The organism is Pseudomonas sp. 8BK (genome assembly GCF_902506475.1).
Classification (GTDB): domain Bacteria; phylum Pseudomonadota; class Gammaproteobacteria; order Pseudomonadales; family Pseudomonadaceae; genus Aquipseudomonas; species Aquipseudomonas anguilliseptica.
Genome location: NZ_LR733252.1, coordinates 2107535 through 2125005 on the forward strand (window position 1 = coordinate 2107535; position 17471 = coordinate 2125005).

Annotated in this window: 14 protein-coding genes; 1 reads left to right on the forward strand and 13 read right to left on the reverse strand. The window is 59.6% G+C overall.

The features are described from left to right. Positions 1-49 precede the first annotated feature (49 nt). The 6 genes from ACIN8IBEIGE_RS09650 to ACIN8IBEIGE_RS09675 form a co-directional block, all read right to left on the reverse strand. Positions 50-1048: a two-component system response regulator gene (locus tag ACIN8IBEIGE_RS09650; protein WP_160014448.1), complete on the reverse strand. Its 999-nt coding sequence runs from the start codon at positions 1046-1048 to the stop codon at positions 50-52. After that, positions 1045-4746: a PAS domain S-box protein gene (locus ACIN8IBEIGE_RS09655; RefSeq protein WP_256665082.1), complete on the reverse strand. Its 3702-nt coding sequence runs from the start codon at positions 4744-4746 to the stop codon at positions 1045-1047. Before ACIN8IBEIGE_RS09655 ends, ACIN8IBEIGE_RS09650 begins: the two co-directional genes overlap by 4 nt. 117 nt (positions 4747-4863) lie before the next feature. Beyond that, on the reverse strand, positions 4864-6768 hold the full coding sequence (gene htpG / locus ACIN8IBEIGE_RS09660; protein WP_160014449.1) for a molecular chaperone HtpG: 1905 nt from the start codon (positions 6766-6768) through the stop codon (positions 4864-4866). Positions 6769-6855: 87 nt separating this feature from the next. Next, positions 6856-8109, reverse strand: a complete 1254-nt coding sequence (locus ACIN8IBEIGE_RS09665; protein ID WP_160014450.1) for an MFS transporter — start codon at positions 8107-8109, stop codon at positions 6856-6858. A gap of 54 nt (positions 8110-8163) precedes the next feature. After that, complete coding sequence (locus tag ACIN8IBEIGE_RS09670; RefSeq protein ID WP_090253305.1) at positions 8164-8610, reverse strand: PaaI family thioesterase; 447 nt, start codon at positions 8608-8610, stop codon at positions 8164-8166. Further along, positions 8607-9071, reverse strand: a complete 465-nt coding sequence (locus ACIN8IBEIGE_RS09675) for a PaaI family thioesterase (RefSeq protein WP_160014451.1) — start codon at positions 9069-9071, stop codon at positions 8607-8609. Before ACIN8IBEIGE_RS09675 ends, ACIN8IBEIGE_RS09670 begins: the two co-directional genes overlap by 4 nt. Positions 9072-9261: 190 nt before the next feature. Between ACIN8IBEIGE_RS09675 and ACIN8IBEIGE_RS09680 the strand changes: the two genes are divergently transcribed. Next, positions 9262-9552: a hypothetical protein gene (locus tag ACIN8IBEIGE_RS09680; protein WP_160014452.1), complete on the forward strand. Its 291-nt coding sequence runs from the start codon at positions 9262-9264 to the stop codon at positions 9550-9552. A gap of 57 nt (positions 9553-9609) precedes the next feature. Here the strand turns inward: ACIN8IBEIGE_RS09680 and ACIN8IBEIGE_RS09685 are convergent, their stop codons facing one another. The 7 genes from ACIN8IBEIGE_RS09685 to odhB all read right to left on the reverse strand — a co-directional run bounded on the left by ACIN8IBEIGE_RS09685 (position 9610) and on the right by odhB (position 17438). Then, complete coding sequence (locus ACIN8IBEIGE_RS09685; protein WP_160014453.1) at positions 9610-10002, reverse strand: MAPEG family protein; 393 nt, start codon at positions 10000-10002, stop codon at positions 9610-9612. Beyond that, positions 9999-10733, reverse strand: a complete 735-nt coding sequence (locus ACIN8IBEIGE_RS09690) for a DUF599 domain-containing protein (RefSeq protein ID WP_090253295.1) — start codon at positions 10731-10733, stop codon at positions 9999-10001. Before ACIN8IBEIGE_RS09690 ends, ACIN8IBEIGE_RS09685 begins: the two co-directional genes overlap by 4 nt. A gap of 114 nt (positions 10734-10847) precedes the next feature. Continuing rightward, complete coding sequence (gene brnQ / locus ACIN8IBEIGE_RS09695) at positions 10848-12161, reverse strand: branched-chain amino acid transport system II carrier protein (RefSeq protein ID WP_160014454.1); 1314 nt, start codon at positions 12159-12161, stop codon at positions 10848-10850. A gap of 285 nt (positions 12162-12446) precedes the next feature. Continuing rightward, positions 12447-13334: a succinate--CoA ligase subunit alpha gene (sucD, locus tag ACIN8IBEIGE_RS09700; RefSeq protein ID WP_090386142.1), complete on the reverse strand. Its 888-nt coding sequence runs from the start codon at positions 13332-13334 to the stop codon at positions 12447-12449. Next, positions 13334-14500: an ADP-forming succinate--CoA ligase subunit beta gene (gene sucC, locus ACIN8IBEIGE_RS09705; RefSeq protein WP_090386140.1), complete on the reverse strand. Its 1167-nt coding sequence runs from the start codon at positions 14498-14500 to the stop codon at positions 13334-13336. Before sucC ends, sucD begins: the two co-directional genes overlap by 1 nt. A gap of 208 nt (positions 14501-14708) precedes the next feature. After that, positions 14709-16145: a dihydrolipoyl dehydrogenase gene (lpdA, locus tag ACIN8IBEIGE_RS09710; RefSeq protein ID WP_090386137.1), complete on the reverse strand. Its 1437-nt coding sequence runs from the start codon at positions 16143-16145 to the stop codon at positions 14709-14711. Positions 16146-16211: 66 nt separating this feature from the next. After that, the gene (odhB, locus tag ACIN8IBEIGE_RS09715) at positions 16212-17438 is read right to left on the reverse strand and encodes a 2-oxoglutarate dehydrogenase complex dihydrolipoyllysine-residue succinyltransferase (protein WP_160014455.1); all 1227 of its coding nucleotides are present in this window, start codon (positions 17436-17438) and stop codon (positions 16212-16214) included. Between the last annotated feature and the right edge of the window lie 33 nt (positions 17439-17471).

A 17471-nucleotide genomic window follows, 5' to 3' on the forward strand; every position in this document is an offset into this window, starting at 1 on the left:
GCGTGGACGCTGCCTGGATCAGCTGCAAAGGTTTCAGCCTGTTACCGTCTCAACCCTGCTCGGCCCAGCGTTCCTTGATTTCCAGAATCGCCGGCAGCTGCTGAATAAACAGCTCGACCAGCTGCGGATCGAAGTGTTTGCCGCTCTCTTCGCACAGCAGGCCGACGGCTTCTTCAACCGACCAGGCGGTCTTGTAGGGACGTACGCTGGTCAGCGCATCGAACACATCAGCAATCGCCACGATGCGCCCCTCCAGCGGGATGTCCTCGCCGCTCAGGCCATTGGGGTAGCCCGTACCATCCCACTTCTCGTGGTGCGACAGGGCAATGCGCTGCGCGGTACGCAACAGGCCCGAGGCATGCTCGCCAATAATCCGTGCGCCGATCTCGACGTGTTGGCGCATCACTACCCACTCCTGCTCATCGAGCTTGCCCGGCTTACGCAACACCGCATCGGGAATGCCGATCTTGCCAACATCGTGCATCGGCGCGGCATTGAGCAGTTCTTCGGCGGCCGCTTCGCTGAAGCCTGCGGCCAGGGCCAGCACCTTGGAGAAATGGCTCATGCGAATCACGTGCAAGCCGGTTTCGTTGTCCTTGTATTCGGCCGCCATACCGAGGCGCTGAACGATCTGTAGGCGGGTCTGGCGCAACTCATCCATGCGCACCAGTGACAGGTGTGTACGCACCCGGGCACGCACGATCGGCGGGCTGACCGGCTTGGTGATGTAATCGACTGCGCCCACGGCAAAGCCGCGTGCTTCATCCTCAACATCGGCCAGGGCGGTGACAAAGATCACCGGAACCGCTTCCAGATGCGCCTGAGCCTTGAGTGCCTGACACACCTCATAGCCGGTCATACCCGGCATCATCACATCCAGCAGGATCAGATCCGGTCGCTCACGCTCAGCCATCTCCAGGGCTTTGCCGCCGTCCTTGGCAAACAGCAGGCGATAGTCCTCCTGCAGGATATGCCGCAGCACCTGCAGGTTGGTGGCCTCATCGTCAACCAGCAGGAGCAACGGGCGGGCATCGACTGGGGTAATCATGGTGTCTGGCTTTCCTCGTCATGCAACTGCTGCTGCAGTTCGCTAAGTGCTTGCTGCGCCTGCTCAAAGTCAAAATCATCCAGTGCCTGGCGGATACGCGCCAAGACCTTTTTCTGCTGCGCGCCCTGCAGCCCCAGGCTCAAACAGTCCAATGCCTGATCATCCAGCCCGCCACGGCTGACGGCGTGTTGCAAACGCAGCAGCGCTGCACGCAGTTGCTCAAGGTCCAGCGTCTGCGTCTCAGTAGTCGTCTCTGGCACCTGCGGCAAGGCTTCGACAACAGCCCCCAGGGCGCGCGACAACTCCTGTAGCAGGCTGCGCAAATGCAGCCCCTCGCGCCGGTTGAACGCCTGCTCGATAGCCTGCCCCAGACCGGACAGGTGGGTCAGCGCCAGATTGGCCGCCGCACCACGGAAACGGTGTGCCAGACTGCGCCCGGTATCCCAGTCATTCTTCTCCAGCATGCTGCCCAGTTGCTCGACCAGCGCGTCCTGCTCGGCCAGAAAGCGCTGAATCGCCTGGCTCATCTGTACCGGCCCACCCCAGAGACTGGCCCCGCGTTGCCAGTCAAACAGCCCGCTCGTTGCTGCGGTAGTACGCTCGACAGCGCCTGGTTCCTGAGTCGTACCCAGCAGGCGCGCCATTTCCGCCAGCAAGGCAGGCAAATCGAGGGGCTTGGAGGCAAAGCCGTTCATCCCGGCATCCAGCGCGGCCTGACGATCCTGATCCAGCACGCTGGCGGTCAAGGCAATGATCGGGAGTTGCACACGCTGCTGAGTGGCTTCCAGCGCACGGATACGCCGGGAGGCCTCCAGGCCATCGACCAGGGGCATCTGTACATCCATCAGCACCAGATCAAAACGACCGCTGATAAAGGCCTCGACTGCCGCCTGCCCATCGGCAACGCAGGTAACCTGGTGGCCCAGACGCTGCAGGTTGAGCTGCAACAGCTCCAGGTTCTGCGGTACATCGTCGGCGGCCAGAATATGCAATGCCGCCAGTTGCGGCAGCGCCTGACGTACCTGCGGAGCCAGCTGCTGGCCGGCGCGCAAAGGCAGCTCGACGATAAAACGGCTGCCCTCGCCCAAAGTACTTTCCACCCGCAAGCGCCCACCCATAAGCTCGACCAGCTGCCGCGAGATGGTGGTGCCCAAGCCTGTACCGCCGAATCGCCGACTCATCGAGGCATCGGCTTGAGCAAAGGGCTCGAAGATTTTCTCCAGACGGTCGGCGGCAATACCGATGCCACTGTCTTCGACAATCAGGCGGATCGCCCCGGCTTCGCCCTGCACGCGCAGGCAGACCCGGCCCTGGGCAGTGAATTTCACCGCATTGCCCAGCAGATTGGTCAACACCTGTTGCAGACGCAGGGCGTCGCCTCGGTAGAACTCCAGCAGCTGCGCCGAGTACTCCAGCTGCAACGCCAGGCCCTTGTTCTCTGCGGCCAGACGCTGGGTGGCGCAGACCTGCTCGCACAGTTCGCGCAGGGAGAAGTCCAGGTCTTCCAGCTCAATCGCACCGCGGTCGAGCTTGGCAGTATCGAGGATGTCGTTGAGCAAGCCGAGCAACGAGCGTGAGGCCTGTTGCACGGTCTGCAGATGGCGGCGCTGATCATCGGCCAATGGCGTGCCGATCAGCAGCTCGGTAAAACCGATGATGGCGTTCATCGGCGTGCGAATTTCATGGCTCATATTCGCCAGGAAACTGCTGCGCGCCGCAGCCGCGGCTTCGGCACGGTCACGCGCGGCACGGGTTTCCTGCTCCATAAGCCGGCGCGGCGTCAGGTCAGTGGCCAGTTTGACCACCTTGAAAGGTTTGCCGTCGGTATCGAGAATCGGGTTGTAGGTCGCCTGAATCCACACCTCACGGCCGCCACGGGCGATACGCCGGTACTCCCCGGCAGAGAACTGCCCATTGCCTAAGGCCGCCCAGAACTGGCGGTAGTCGTCACTGTCGGCATACAGCGGATCGCAGAACAGACTGTGATTCTGGCCGGTCACCTCGGCACGCGTGTAACCAAACAGATCCAGCGCGTTGTCATTGATCTCCAGCACACGGCCTTGCAGATCAAATTCAACCAGTGCCATGGCCTTGCTGATGGCATTGACCTTGCCTTCGTACTCGGCGTTACGCAGCTTGGTTTCGGTCTGATCAAGCAGCACCCCGTCGATCCAGCGCGGTATGCCCTGCTCATCGCATACAGCACTGCCGCTTTCCCAGATCCAGTGTTCCTTGCCATCGCGGTCGAACAGACGATATTCGACGGTGTAATTGCGCCGCTGCTCAATGGCGGCCAGCACTTGATCGGCCACCGGTTGATAGTCGTCAGGATGATAGAGCGCAGCAATCGACTGGCGTTTGCTGATGAAGTCATCGGCACTCCAACCCGTGAGAGTCTGTACCGCATCGCTGACAAACAGCATGGTCCAGTCGCTATCCAGCAGGCAGCGGAAGGAAACCCCAGGGATATTGCTGATCAGCGAACGGTACTGCTGTTCACTCTCACGCAGCGCCTGCTCCATCTGGATACGCCCGCTGATGTCGTTGACGAACACCACAAACAGCGGGTGATTTCCCGAGCGAGTCACACCGACGCTGATGCGTACCGGCTTGGCCTGACCATCGCTGGCAATGCAGTGCAATTCCTGCTCGGCACCCGACAATGCCAGAGTGCCGTTCTCCAGGTAGTTGCGCAGGTGCGCCGCATAGACGTTGCCATCATGCTCGTTGAGCAGACGGCGGATCGGCAAACCGACCAGCTCATCGGGCTTCCAGCCCAGCAGACGGATAGCGGCTCGGTTGGCCGAGCGAATAATGCCGTGGTGGTCGACCGTCAGGATCGAGTCGAGTGCGGTGTCGAAGATTGAACGTAAATGCTGCTCGCTGGCCTGCAGCTGCAGGCTCAGGCGGCGATAGCGCAGCAGCGCATTAGCCGCCACGACAAAGACCGTCAGGGCAACGGTAATCAGCGAAATCGCACTGCCCAGGTACAGGCTGTCAACCACGGCAATCGGCTGCTCGGACTCGGCCGCACCAACAAAGCGGGCCGCCTCCATACCGGTGTAATGCATGCCACTGATCGCCAGGCCCATCACCAACGCGCTAATCAGCAAGGCCCAGAGCGCCGGCAAACGGCCTTCCAGACCAAAGCGCACCCACAGGGCGAGAATGGCCAGGCCGACCGCCACCAGAATCGACAGGGCAAACATCCAGGGGTCGTAGCGCAGCAGCGGCGCCATCTGCATCGCGGCCATGCCGCTGTAATGCATTGCGCCAATCCCAGCGCCGACCAGCCCGCCGCCGATACACAACTGCAGCAGGCTCAGGTTGCGCCGCGCCAACACCGTCAACGCCACCCATGAAGCCGCCAGGCTCGGCAACATTGAAAGCAAGGTGACGTCGAGATCAAAACGCACCTCGGCGCACAGCTGAAACGCCAGCATGCCGAGAAAGTGCATAGCCCAGACTCCAGCACCCAGGGCCAGCGAGCCAGTCAGAATGGTGATCTGTCGCCACCAGGCGGTTTCACTGTCGCGGGCCACGCCTGCCAGCTGCAGGGCCATGCCTGAGGTGAATACGGCAATGCACAGCGACATCAGCACCAGTAACGGGTCGTAATTGCTGAGTACCAGTACGCTGGGATCGGCACCGGCAATAAACAACTGATCAAGAAACTGCATACCACCCCAAGACTGCATCGGTTGTGCATGCGCACCAGTGGCGCAATGACAGCATGACAAACGAGGCTGTCCGGTGTGTCAATCAAACACCGACAAAAAAGCCCGCTTTCGCGGGCTTTTTCGGGTTTACGCAGATCAGGCAGACAGCTCGACCAGCAGCTTGTTCAGCCGCTGCACATAAGCGGCCGGGTCTTTCAGGTTGTCGCCGGCGGCCAGGGCAGCCTGGTCGAAGAGGATATGACTGAGGTCGGCAAAGCGATCTTCATCGGCCTCGGCATCCAGCTTCTCGATCAGTGGGTGGCTTGGGTTGAATTCGAAGATCGGCTTGGAATCCGGCACCTTCTGCCCGCTGGCTTCGAGGATCTGGCGCATCTGCAGGCCCAGGTCCTGCTCACCAATGGCCAGGATGGCTGGCGAATCGGTCAGGCGGTGCGAAACGCGTACATCGGCAACCTGCTCACCCAGCGCAGTTTTCAGACGCTCGACCAGACCTTCTTTGGCCTTGGCGACTTCCTCCTGGGCCTTCTTGTCTTCTTCCGAATCCAGCTTGCCGAGGTCCAGATCGCCACGGGCCACGTCGACGAAATGTTTGCCGTCGAACTCGGTCAGGTAGCTCATCAGCCACTCATCGATACGGTCGGTGAGCAGCAGCACTTCGATGCCTTTCTTGCGGAACACTTCCAGGTGCGGGCTGTTCTTCACCTGGGCATAGGATTCGCCAGTCAGGTAGTAGACCTTGTCCTGACCTTCGGCCATGCGCGCGATGTACTCGCCCAGGCCCACGCTCTGCTCGCCATCTTCAGTACGGGTGGAGGCAAAGCGCAGCAGGCCGGCGATCTTCTCCTTGTTGGCGAAGTCTTCTGCCGGACCTTCCTTGAGCACCTGGCCGAAGTTCTTCCAGAAGCTCTTGTATTGCTCAGGCTCGTTCTTCGCCAGTTTTTCCAGCATATCCAGCACGCGCTTGGTCAGCGCCGACTTCATCGAGTCGATGATCGGGTCTTTCTGCAGGATTTCGCGGGATACGTTCAGCGACAGGTCGTTGGAGTCGACCACGCCTTTGATAAAGCGCAGGTACAGCGGCAGGAACGACTCGGCCTGATCCATGACGAATACGCGCTGCACATAAAGTTTCAGGCCACGCGGCGCTTCACGCTGATACAGATCGAACGGCGCACGGGCTGGGGTGTAGAGCAGCGAGGTGTACTCCAGCTTGCCTTCGACCTTGTTGTGGCTCCAGCTCAGCGGGTTCTCGAAATCGTGGCCGATGTGCTTGTAGAACTCCTGGTATTCCTCGTCCTTGATCTCGGTACGCGGACGGGTCCACAGGGCGCTGGCACGGTTGACGGTTTCCCACTCAACTTCGGCTGGCTTGTCCTTCTCCTCACCATGGAACTCTTTCGGCAGCTCGATCGGCAAGGCGATATGGTCGGAGTATTTCTTGATGATGTTGCGCAGACGCCAGCCATCGGCGAACTCGTCTTCGCCGGCTTTCAGGTGCAGGACGATACGGGTACCGCGCTCGGCTTTTTCAACGGTGGCAACTTCGAACTCGCCCTCGCCTTTACTCGACCAGTGCACGCCTTCGCTGGCCGGGCTACCGGCGCGGCGGCTGTACACATCAACCTTGTCGGCAACGATAAAGGCCGAGTAGAAGCCCACACCGAACTGACCGATCAGATGCGAATCCTTCTTCTGATCGCCGGTCAGGTGCTTCATGAAATCAGCGGTGCCGGATTTGGCGATGGTGCCCAGATGAGTGATCGCATCTTCGCGACTCATGCCGATGCCGTTGTCTTCGAGGGTAACGGTCTTGGCGTCCTTGTCGAAGCTGACGCGAATTTTCAGTTCAGCGCCGCCTTCGAGCAGCTCAGGCTTGGCCAGCGCTTCGAAACGCAGCTTGTCGGTGGCATCCGATGCGTTGGAAATCAGTTCGCGAAGGAAGATTTCCTTGTTCGAATACAGCGAATGGATCATCAGGTGAAGCAGTTGCTTCACCTCGGTCTGGAAGCCCAGGGTTTCTTTTTGAGTTTCCACACTCATGCTCTCTTACTCCACGTTGTTGACGAAGCCGCAGTGCGGCGGATGTCATACAGGTGGGGGCATGTTGTGAGATTTCAAGTGCTTGGCTCAGGGCTCAAGCAACTCGATGCGAGTAATTTCTTCCGGCAGCAGGCTGTAACTGACCTCACCTTGCCCGCTCATGCGCTGACGCAGAATGATCCGCCCGTCCTGATCGATACCATGGAAACGCCCTTCGGCACTGTTACCACGCTCGGTGGTTGCACGCATGCTGAGGTTTTCATAACGGTTGGGACTGCGCAGCAAGCCATCGAGGCTGAAGCGCACGCGCCGATCCAGGGGCCGGCTGACGCGCTCCGGAACGACTACCGCCACTGCAGCCGGTTTGGCCTCGGCAACAGGCGGCGCAACGGCGCTAGGTAACGGCGGAAAACTATCGGCAGCAACCTGCCAGCCACGCTTGTCCTGCTTCTGCAACAGAATCGGCAATTGCTGCAGCTCACCGTTGATCCGTGCCTGGATGTTTAGATCAACCCTCTGCAGTGGAAAGTTCAAATTACCGATCGGCAACAACTCCACCCGGCGAGTGGCAAAGCGGCGCTCCAAGTAATCCTGAATCACATGGCTGACGGTATCCAGCGAGTCGAACTGGCGATCGACTGTATCGCCCTGATAACGCAGGCCATTGCGGAACAGCTCAAGCTTGCCGCTCAGGGTGGTTTTGAACTGCGGCGGCAGTACCAGGTGGAAATCACCGGCCAGCTTGTTCGGCGGCACCGGCTGCAGGTCCAGATGCAAGGTGTAGCCGCGGCTCAAGCGCCGCGCTTCGGGCAACTCCTGCTCAGGCAGTAACCAGCTGATTTCCACCTCCGGCAGTATGCCTTTATCGGCCGGTAACACATCGAACCGTACCGGGCCCCTGTCGACTTTCGGCAGACGAATCACCAGTTCGCTCTGGGCGAAGAAATCCTGCCCCTCGCGCAAGCTCAATACGCCGTCGAGCAACTCGGCCTGCTGTGGCGCAAATGGCCGGCCATTCAACTCACCACGCAGATCAATAGCCAGCTCGGCCGGTGCCTGCACCTCAGGCTTGAGCCACTTGAGGCTGAGGATGGCCTCCAGACGTTGCGCATCATGATTGGCCAGTAACGTCAGACCGACCACCAGCGGAATAATCCCCAAACTAGCCAAGGCTAGCGCTGGCCGCGCCGAGCGCCAATGACGCAGTACATACAGCAAGGTGAACGGCGGCAGGAAACTGGCCCAGCCCCACAGCAGGCTGGTAGCAAAGGCGCGCATCACCAGCCAGACCAACCCGGCGAGTATCAGCAGCAAGCCACCCAGAATCAGCAGCGCATCCATTCAGTAATCCTTAGTGATAGTTAAACAAGGGGTTATCCGCAGACCCAACTGCCCTCAAGGTTCATCGACCTTAAAGTGCGCCCGCGCCGTGGCAATCGGCTCGGTCTGGTTGGTTTGCCAGGCGGTAATGGCCACGTTGGCGACCCGGCGACCCTGGCGCCACACCTGGCATTGCACGAAGGTGTCACGATAATGGCCGGCGCGAAGGTAATCTATCGAGAAGTCGATGATTTTCGGCAAATGTGGAATGCCCATAAACATCAGCAGGTGAAGCATCGCCGAATGCTCCATAAAACCGGCGATCACCCCACCATGCAGCGCGGGTAAGGTCGGGTTACCGATATTGTCCTGGTTGGCCGGCAGGCGAAACACCATGTCATCGCCCAGGCGCAGGCACTCGATACCGAGCAATTTGGCGTAGGGAATCAGACTGATCAGCGAGTCGTAGTTATTCTGCTCGTGGGCTTCGCGCACCAGCTGGTTGAGGTTCAGCGTGCTCATTGGCCAGCTCCCTTGGCAGTGCGTTGCAGATCGGCAGGTTTACCCATGCGCATAAAGGCACCGACCACATGGGCAATCGGCTCATCGGGATTGTCCTGATAGGCATAGCCGCGGGTAAAGATAATGTTCTCGGTCACCCGGTAGCACTCAGCGAAACCAAATACATCCTTGTTCGGCTCTGCCGGGCGCATGTAATCGATGCGCAGATCGAGAGTCGGGCAGATTTCGAACTCAGGCAGCACGCACACGGTGGAAATGCCGCAGGTGGTGTCCATCAGTGTGGTGATCGCACCACCGTGGATCACACCGGTTTCCGGGTTACCAACAATCTGTGGGCTGTAGGGCAAACGCAGGATCAGCCCCTGCGCATCAGCGCGGTGCACACTTATACCGAGCACCTGGCAATGACGCAGGACCGATAGAAAACGCTGCGCCCGCGCAGCAATAGGAGAATCACTCATGACTTCAGACTCAGGACAACTGTACAAAGGGTGAGCATGATACTCGCAGACACCAGGCCCGGCACCACGGAGCCGACCTGCTGACGAGAACTGCCGGCAAATTAATAGGGAACTTCGGCGAAACTGCACTGTTTAATGGCTATGCCCGGGCGACCCGGCATTGATTTCTACATTACAAGGAGTACTAACCGTGCAAAAGCCATTCACCTATGCCCTGCTTCTCGCCGCCATGCTCGGCCTGGCAGCCTGCGAGAAAACCCCGGAAGACAAAGTAGAGTCGGCCAAGGAGTCCGCTGCTGAAGCCATCGAATCCTTGGGTGATGCCGTTGAAGAAACCGGCGAAGCCATCGAGCAGAAAGCTGATGAGGTGATGGGCACCGAGCCAACCACTGGCGAGAAAATCGAAGACGCTGCCAATGATGCAGCTGAGGCCATCAACGACGCTGGCGATGAAGTCAAAGACGCTGTCGATGGCCAATAAGCCTTCCAGCTGAATCAAACAGGCCCGCTGATGCGGGCCTGTTTGTTTATGGCGCAATCAAAGCGCCGGGGTAAGCATCAGCAGCAGGCTACACAGCAGCCCGACCACCCAGACCAGACTGCGCTGCCAGTGCAAGTCAGCCCAGTAAAAGAACAGATAGAGCACCCGCGCCACAACGAAGGTAACGGCCAAGACATCCACTAGAACGCCGTGGCTACTGGTCACATGGGCCATCAGTACGCCAACGGCAAACAGCGGAAACGCTTCAAAACTGTTCAGGTGCGCAGCCAGGGCTCGCGCGCCAAAGCCGGTCAGACGTGCTTGCTGAGCGCGTGGATGGTGATTGTCGTAATGGCCGTCACCCTCCTTCGCCATGGCCTTGGCCACCGGGGCCTTGGCGATAAAGATCAGTAATGCACTGGTAAAGATGCACCAGAATGGGATGCTCATTCGCTTTTCTCCTTGGGCGATTCGAACGCCGGGGTCTGGGTGTAGACCATCACTTCCAGTACATCGGAGTGAAACTCACGGCGGTACAACACCAATACCACACCTGCGCTGACCAGCATGAAAAACCATGGGTTGATAAACCAGGCCAGGGTTGCCATGCCGAAGTAATAGGCACGCAAACCCTGGTTGAACTGGTTGGCAGCCATCGAGATCACCCGCGCGGTGCGTTCGGCAAAGGCCTTGCGCTCCTGCTCCGTCACGTGCCGCTCGCCCACCATCGGCGCAGATCCCACCAGCACGGCGGCGAAGTTGTACTGACGCATGCACCAGCTGAAGGTAAAGAAGGCGTAGACAAATACCACCCCCAGGCACAGTAGTTTGACTTCGGACAGCTCACGACTGGCCGCCTGGACAAACGGCAGATCGGCCAGCAGTGATACCGCGCGATCAGAGGCGCCAAGCACGGTCAGAATACCGGCGAGGATGATCAGCGTACTCGAGGCAAAGAATGAGGCGTTGCGTTCCAGGTTGCCGATCACGTTGGCATCGGCTATGCGGTTGTCGCGCAGCAGCATGCGACGCATCCAGTCTTCGCGGTACAGGTGCAGCACGCTGGCCAGGCATGGCGTGGTGCGACCCTTGGCCTGGGCGTAACGGGTGTAACCGGCCCAGCAGACGACAAACCAGAGAACGGCAAGCAGGTGCGGTAGGTAGTAGTCACTGATTGGCATGCAGACTCCTTGTTAACCTGCGCCGATTATAGACAGGCCTGGCTTTCAGCTGGCCAACAAAAAGGCCGCTCAATGAGCGGCCTAGGGTAAACAGCAGAGGCTAAGCAGCCGAACTTAAGCTGCCGCAGTTTTCGGCATACCCAGTACGCGGTCCACCACAACAGCCACGGCCAGGGTCAGCAGCACCGGCAACAGCCAGCCGAGGCTCTGGTCAGCCAGCGGCAATTGGCTGAAGAAGCTTGGGACCAGCGTCTTGCCGCCCGCGGCAGCAATACCGTCAACCAGACCAAACACCAGAGTAACCGCCATAACCGGGCGGAATACCCGCGCCGACGAGCACCACAGATCATCCAGCAGGCTCAGCGCCACCAGTACGATGGCCAATGGGTACAAACCAACCAGTACCGGAATCGAGAAGCTGATCAGTTGGGTCAGGCCCTGATTGGCCACCAACAGACTGAACAGACCGAAGGTGATCACAACTGCACGGTAAGAAACCGGCAACAGGCCGCTGAAGAACTCACCACAGGCCGTCAACAGCCCCACAGCCGTGGTCAGGCAGGCCAGGGTAATAACCACGGCCAACAGCAGGCTGCCGGCCGTGCCGAAGGTGTGCTGCACATAGGCTGTAAGAATCTGCACGCCGTTCTGTGCCTCACCGGCAATCCCTTGGCTAGTCGCACCGAGGTAGAACAGCGCCAGGTAGACCAGCGACAGGCCGACTGCAGCGATCAGGCCGGCAATCACCGAGTAACGGGTAATCAGCTTGCCGTCGGTCACACCATGGTCACGAATCGCGGTGGCAATCACGATGCCGAACACCAGCGCACCGAGGGTATCCATGGTCAGGTAACCCTGCAGAAAACCCTGCACAAAGGGCGCACTCTGATAATCAGGCGATACCTGACCGATCTCCCCTGCGGGAACCAGCAACGCCGCACCGCCCAATACCAACAGCGCAGCCAGCAGCACCGGGGTGATGTACTTGCCGATGCGATCCACCAGTTGCCCGGGATTAAGGGACAGGAACAACACCGCAGCAAAGTAGGCCAGGGTATAGAGCAGCAACGCTGTGCTGTTATTGCCGCTGAACGGGGCGACGCCCATCTCGAACGACACCACAGCCGTGCGCGGCGTGGCAAACAACGGGCCGATGGCCAGGTAAACCGCAACGGCAAACAGCACGCCGGCGCGCTTGCCTAACGGTGCGGTGAGCAACGCCATACCACCGCCGACACGCGCCAGGGCAACGATGGTCAGCAGCGGCAAGCCGACACCGGTGAGCAGAAAGCCCAACGCCGCCAGGCCAATGTTCTCGCCCGCCGCCATACCGGCGCTAGGCGGAAAGATGATGTTGCCGGCGCCCAGGAACAGCGCAAACGTCATAAAACCAAGGGCCAGGAGATCCGAGCCTTTCAAACGAGTCATAGAAGGGAATACCACAGGCAGAAAGTTAAAGGTTCCGAGGGTTTCCCGATGGATCGGGGGAAACGTCACCCAGCCGGTTAAGCGGGGCCACTGCAGCACCCTGAACCGCTTGTGGCGGAGCAGGCGCTAATAGTTGCAAGCCTAACGAAATTGACGCGACAGCGGCACTGGCACAGGTCAGGCTGTCGGACTGGTGAAAAAAGCTGTCGCATCAGCAACAGTTCATCCCTGGCCGCAATAAAAAAGGCCACCCGAAGGTGGCCTTTCATGAGCAGTCAGCAACGCTTAGGCGTTTTTGACTTCCCAACCGGTCAGCTCGGCCAGAGCCTTGCCGATGTCAGCCAGGGAACGCACGGTTTTCACACCGGCGTCTTGCAGGGCTGCGAACTTCTCGTCTGCAGTACCCTTGCCGCCGGAGATGATTGCGCCGGCGTGGCCCATACGCTTGCCCGCCGGAGCGGTTACACCAGCGATGTAGGACACTACTGGCTTGGTCACGTTGGCCTTGATGTAAGCAGCAGCTTCTTCTTCAGCCGAACCGCCGATCTCACCGATCATCACGATCGCTTCGGTCTTCGGGTCTTCCTGGAACAGCTTCAGGATGTCGATGAAGTTGGAGCCCGGGATCGGGTCACCACCGATGCCGACGCAGGTGGACTGACCGAAACCGGCGTCAGTGGTCTGCTTGACGGCTTCGTAAGTCAGGGTGCCGGAACGCGAGACGATGCCGACTTTGCCTGGCAGGTGGATGTGGCCTGGCATGATGCCGATCTTGCACTCGCCCGGCGTGATCACGCCTGGACAGTTCGGGCCGATCAGGACCACGCCCAGCTCGTCGCACTTGACCTTGGCTTCCAGCATGTCGATGGTCGCGATGCCTTCGGTGATGCAAACGATCAGCTTGATGCCGCCCATGGCCGCTTCAAGGATCGAGTCCTTGCAGAACGGAGCCGGAACGTAGATCACGCTGGCGGTGGCGCCAGTCTGCTCGACTGCTTCACGCACGGTGTTGAACACCGGCAGATTCAGGTGAGTGGTGCCGCCTTTGCCCGGAGTCACGCCGCCAACCATCTTGGTGCCGTAGGCGATGGCTTGTTCGGAGTGGAAAGTACCCTGCGAGCCGGTGAAGCCCTGGCAGATAACTTTGGTGTCTTTATTGATCAGGACGCTCATTACTTGCCCTCCGCAGCTTTGACGACTTGCTGAGCAGCGTCGGTCAGGCTGGTTGCCGCGATGATGTTCAGGCCGCTTTCTGCCAGGACTTTAGCGCCCAGTTCAGCGTTGTTGCCTTCCAGACGGACGACAACCGGGATTTTCACGCCGACTTCTTTCACTGCACCAATGATGCCTTCGGCAATCATGTCGCAACGAACGATACCGCCGAAGATGTTTACCAGTACGGCAGCCACGTTGCTGTCGGACAGGATGATCTTGAAGGCTTCGGTCACGCGCTCTTTGGTTGCGCCGCCACCTACGTCGAGGAAGTTGGCTGGCTTGCCGCCGTGCAGGTTGACGATGTCCATGGTGCCCATGGCCAGGCCAGCACCGTTGACCATGCAACCGATGTTGCCTTCCAGCGCTACATAGTTCAGTTCGAACTTGGCAGCGTGGGCTTCACGCGGATCGTCCTGGGACGGATCGTGCATGGCGCGCAGCTTCGGCTGACGGTACAGGGCGTTGCTGTCGATGTTGATCTTGGCGTCGAGGCAATGCAGGTTGCCGTCAGCCTTGATTACCAGCGGGTTCACTTCCAGCAGAGCCAGGTCGTAGTCCTGGAACAGCTTGGCCAGGCCAACGAAGATCTGGGTGAACTGCTTGATCTGATCACCTTCCAGGCCCAGCTGGAATGCCAGCTCGCGGCCCTGGAACGGCTGAGCGCCGACCAGCGGGTCGATGGTCGCCTTGAGGATCTTCTCAGGGGTGTCGTGCGCCACTTTCTCGATGTCCACGCCACCTTCGGTGGAAGCCATGAACACGATGCGACGGCTGGAACGGTCAACGACCGCGCCCAGGTACAGCTCCTTGGCGATGTCGGTGCAGGACTCGACCAGGATCTTGGTCACTGGCTGACCGTTGGCATCTGTCTGGTAAGTCACCAGACGCTTGCCCAGCCAGTTGGCGGCGAAGGCTTTGGCGTCTTCTTTGTTCTTAACCAGCTTCACGCCGCCCGCTTTACCGCGGCCACCAGCGTGGACTTGAGCCTTGACGACCCACTCGCTGCCACCGATTTTTTCGCAGGCTGCTGCGGCTTCTTCCGGGGTGTCTACCGCGAAGCCCTTGGATACGGGCAGGCCGTATTCAGCGAACAGCTGCTTACCCTGATACTCGTGGAGATTCATGCTTGTCTACCGTCTTCGTTTAGGTATTGCGCATACGGTGCTGCACTTGTGATGCCGCACCACCTGTGACTGCTTCTGCAGCAATCCGGCTGACGTTCCGCGCAGAACCTGAGCTGTACGCGGGCAGTCGGCCGTGGTTCTTCCTGTTGAGCTGCACCTTCACCGGTACACAACGCCGGTGAAGGCATCCGCTCAAACAAACAACGTCTTAACGCTTCTTGCGGTTGGCGATGTGGATGGCGTGGCCATTCACTGCCAGAGCAGCTTCATGCAGCGCTTCGGACAGCGTCGGGTGGGAGAACACCATCATTCCCAGATCCTCGGCGCTGGTGCCGAACTCCATACCGATTGCACCCTGCTGAACCAGTTCGGCAGCGCTTGGGCCAATCACGTGTACACCCAGAACGCGGTCGGTGGTGGCATCGGCGATCACCTTGACCATACCGCCGGTGTCGTTGGCCGCCATGGCGCGACCGCTGGCAGCGAACGGGAAGGTGCCGACGTTAACGGCAACGCCTTCGGTCTTCAGCTGCTGCTCGGTTTTACCGACCCATGCGATTTCCGGATGGGTGTAGATAACCGACGGGATCAGGTCGTAGTTCATCTGGGCTTTGTGGCCGGCGATGCGCTCGGCAACCATGATGCCCTCTTCCGAGGCTTTGTGAGCCAGCATCGCGCCGCGCACCACGTCACCAATGGCGTAAACGCCCGGTACGCTGGTGGCGCACTGGTCGTCAACGAAGATGAAGCCACGCTCGTCCATGTCGACGCCGCTGTCGGCCGCCAGCAGGTCGGTGGTCACGGGACGGCGGCCGACTGCAACAATCAGCTTGTCGAACACGATCTTCTGCTCGCCTTCGGCGTCGGTGAAGTTGACGGTAACCTGCTTCTTCTTCACTTCCGAACCGGTAACGCGAGCGCCCAGGCGGATTTTCAGGCCTTGCTTGGTGAAGGTTTTCAGCGCTTCCTTGGCGATCTGCTCATCGGCAGCCGGGAGGAACTTGTCCAGCGCTTCCAGCACAGTCACTTCAGCGCCCAGGCGAGCCCAGACCGAACCCAGTTCCAGACCGATTACGCCAGCGCCGATCACGCCCAGCTTCTTCGGCACACTCTGGAATTCCAAAGCACCAGTGGAATCAACGATCACGTCCTGGTCAACCGGAGCTGGCGGAATGTCGATTGGTTTGGAACCGGAGGCCAGAATCACGTTCTCGGCTTCGACGATCTGCGTCTTGCCATCGGAACCGGTGACTTCAACCTGCTTGTTCGCCAGCAGCTTGCCGTGACCTTCGAGCAGGGTCACGCCATTGGCCTTGAACAGCGTGGCAACGCCGCCAGTGAGATTTTTCACGATGTTGGCCTTACGACCGATCATCGCTGGCACGTCGATGGTTACGCCTTTGGCTTCGATACCGTGAATGGCAAAGCCTTCGTGCGCTTCGTGGTACTTCCAGGAGCTGTCCAGCAGCGCCTTGGAGGGAATGCAACCGACGTTCAGGCAAGTACCACCGAGCGCAACCTTGCCCTCTTTATCCTGGTACTTCTCGATGCATGCAGTCTTCAAGCCGAGCTGAGCTGCTTTGATGGCGGCTACGTAGCCACCAGGGCCGGCACCGATGACTACCACGTCGAATTTCTGGGTCATAACGTATTCCTTCTCGAATAAACCGGACGGCCCTGATTAGAGGGCCGCCGTGGGAGAAACTGGCTTTTAGATGTCCAGCAGCAGACGCGCCGGGTCTTCCAGCAAGTTCTTGATGGTCACCAGGAAGGTCACGGCTTCCTTACCATCGATCAGGCGGTGGTCGTAGGACAACGCCAGGTACATCATCGGACGGATAACCACCTGACCATTCACGGCCATCGGACGCTGGATGATGTTGTGCATACCCAGAATCGCGGCTTGCGGTGGGTTGACGATCGGCGTCGACATCATCGAACCGAAAGTACCACCATTGGTGATGGTGAAGGTGCCGCCGGTCATTTCTTCGATCGACAGTTTGCCGTCTTTGGCTTTTTTGCCGAAGGTGGCGATGCCGTTCTCGATTTCAGCCAAGCTCATCAGCTCGGCATTACGCAGCACCGGGACTACCAGGCCACGGTCGCTGGACACGGCAACACCAATGTCGGCGTAGCCGTGGTAAACGATGTCGTTACCGTCGATCGAGGCGTTGACTGCCGGGAAACGCTTCAGCGCCTCGGTAGCGGCCTTGACGAAGAACGACATAAAGCCCAGGCGCACGCCATTGTGGCTCTTCTCGAACAGGTCCTTGTACTTCGAACGCAGCGCCATGACTTCGGTCATGTCGACTTCGTTGAAGGTGGTCAGCATGGCCATGGAGGACTGAGCTTCGACCAGACGCTCGGCGATCTTGGCACGCAGACGGGTCATCGGCACGCGCTTCTCGGTGCGGTCGCCAGTGGCGAATACCGGCGCAGCAGCAGCAGGCGCGGCAGGCTTGGCGGCAGGTGCAGCAGCCGGCGCGTTCTTCTTCGCTTCAACGGCAGCAACCACATCTTCCTTGGTTACACGACCGCCTTTACCGGTGCCAGCAATGCTGTTCGGGTCAATGCCATTTTCTTCGGCGATCTTGCGCGCAGCTGGGGAGAGGATCTGGTCGTCGCCTGCGGCAGCAGCTGGTGCAGCGGCGGCAGGTGCAGCAGCCTGAGCGGCAACAGCCGGCACAGGAGCAGCAGCGCCGCCCTCACCCAGGGTACCGAGCAGTTCATTGGACAGAACGGTGTCGCCTTCATTCTTGATGATTTGCGCGAGGACGCCATCGGCCTCGGCCAGCACTTCGATCACTACCTTGTCGGTTTCGATGTCGACGATCAGTTCGTCGCGCTTGACCGCATCGCCCGGCTTCTTGTGCCAAGTGGCCACGGTGCCGTCGGCAACCGATTCCGGGAAAGTAGGGGCTTTGATCTCGATAGCCATTGTGTGTGGTTCCTTAAATTCGGTTTCTTCTAG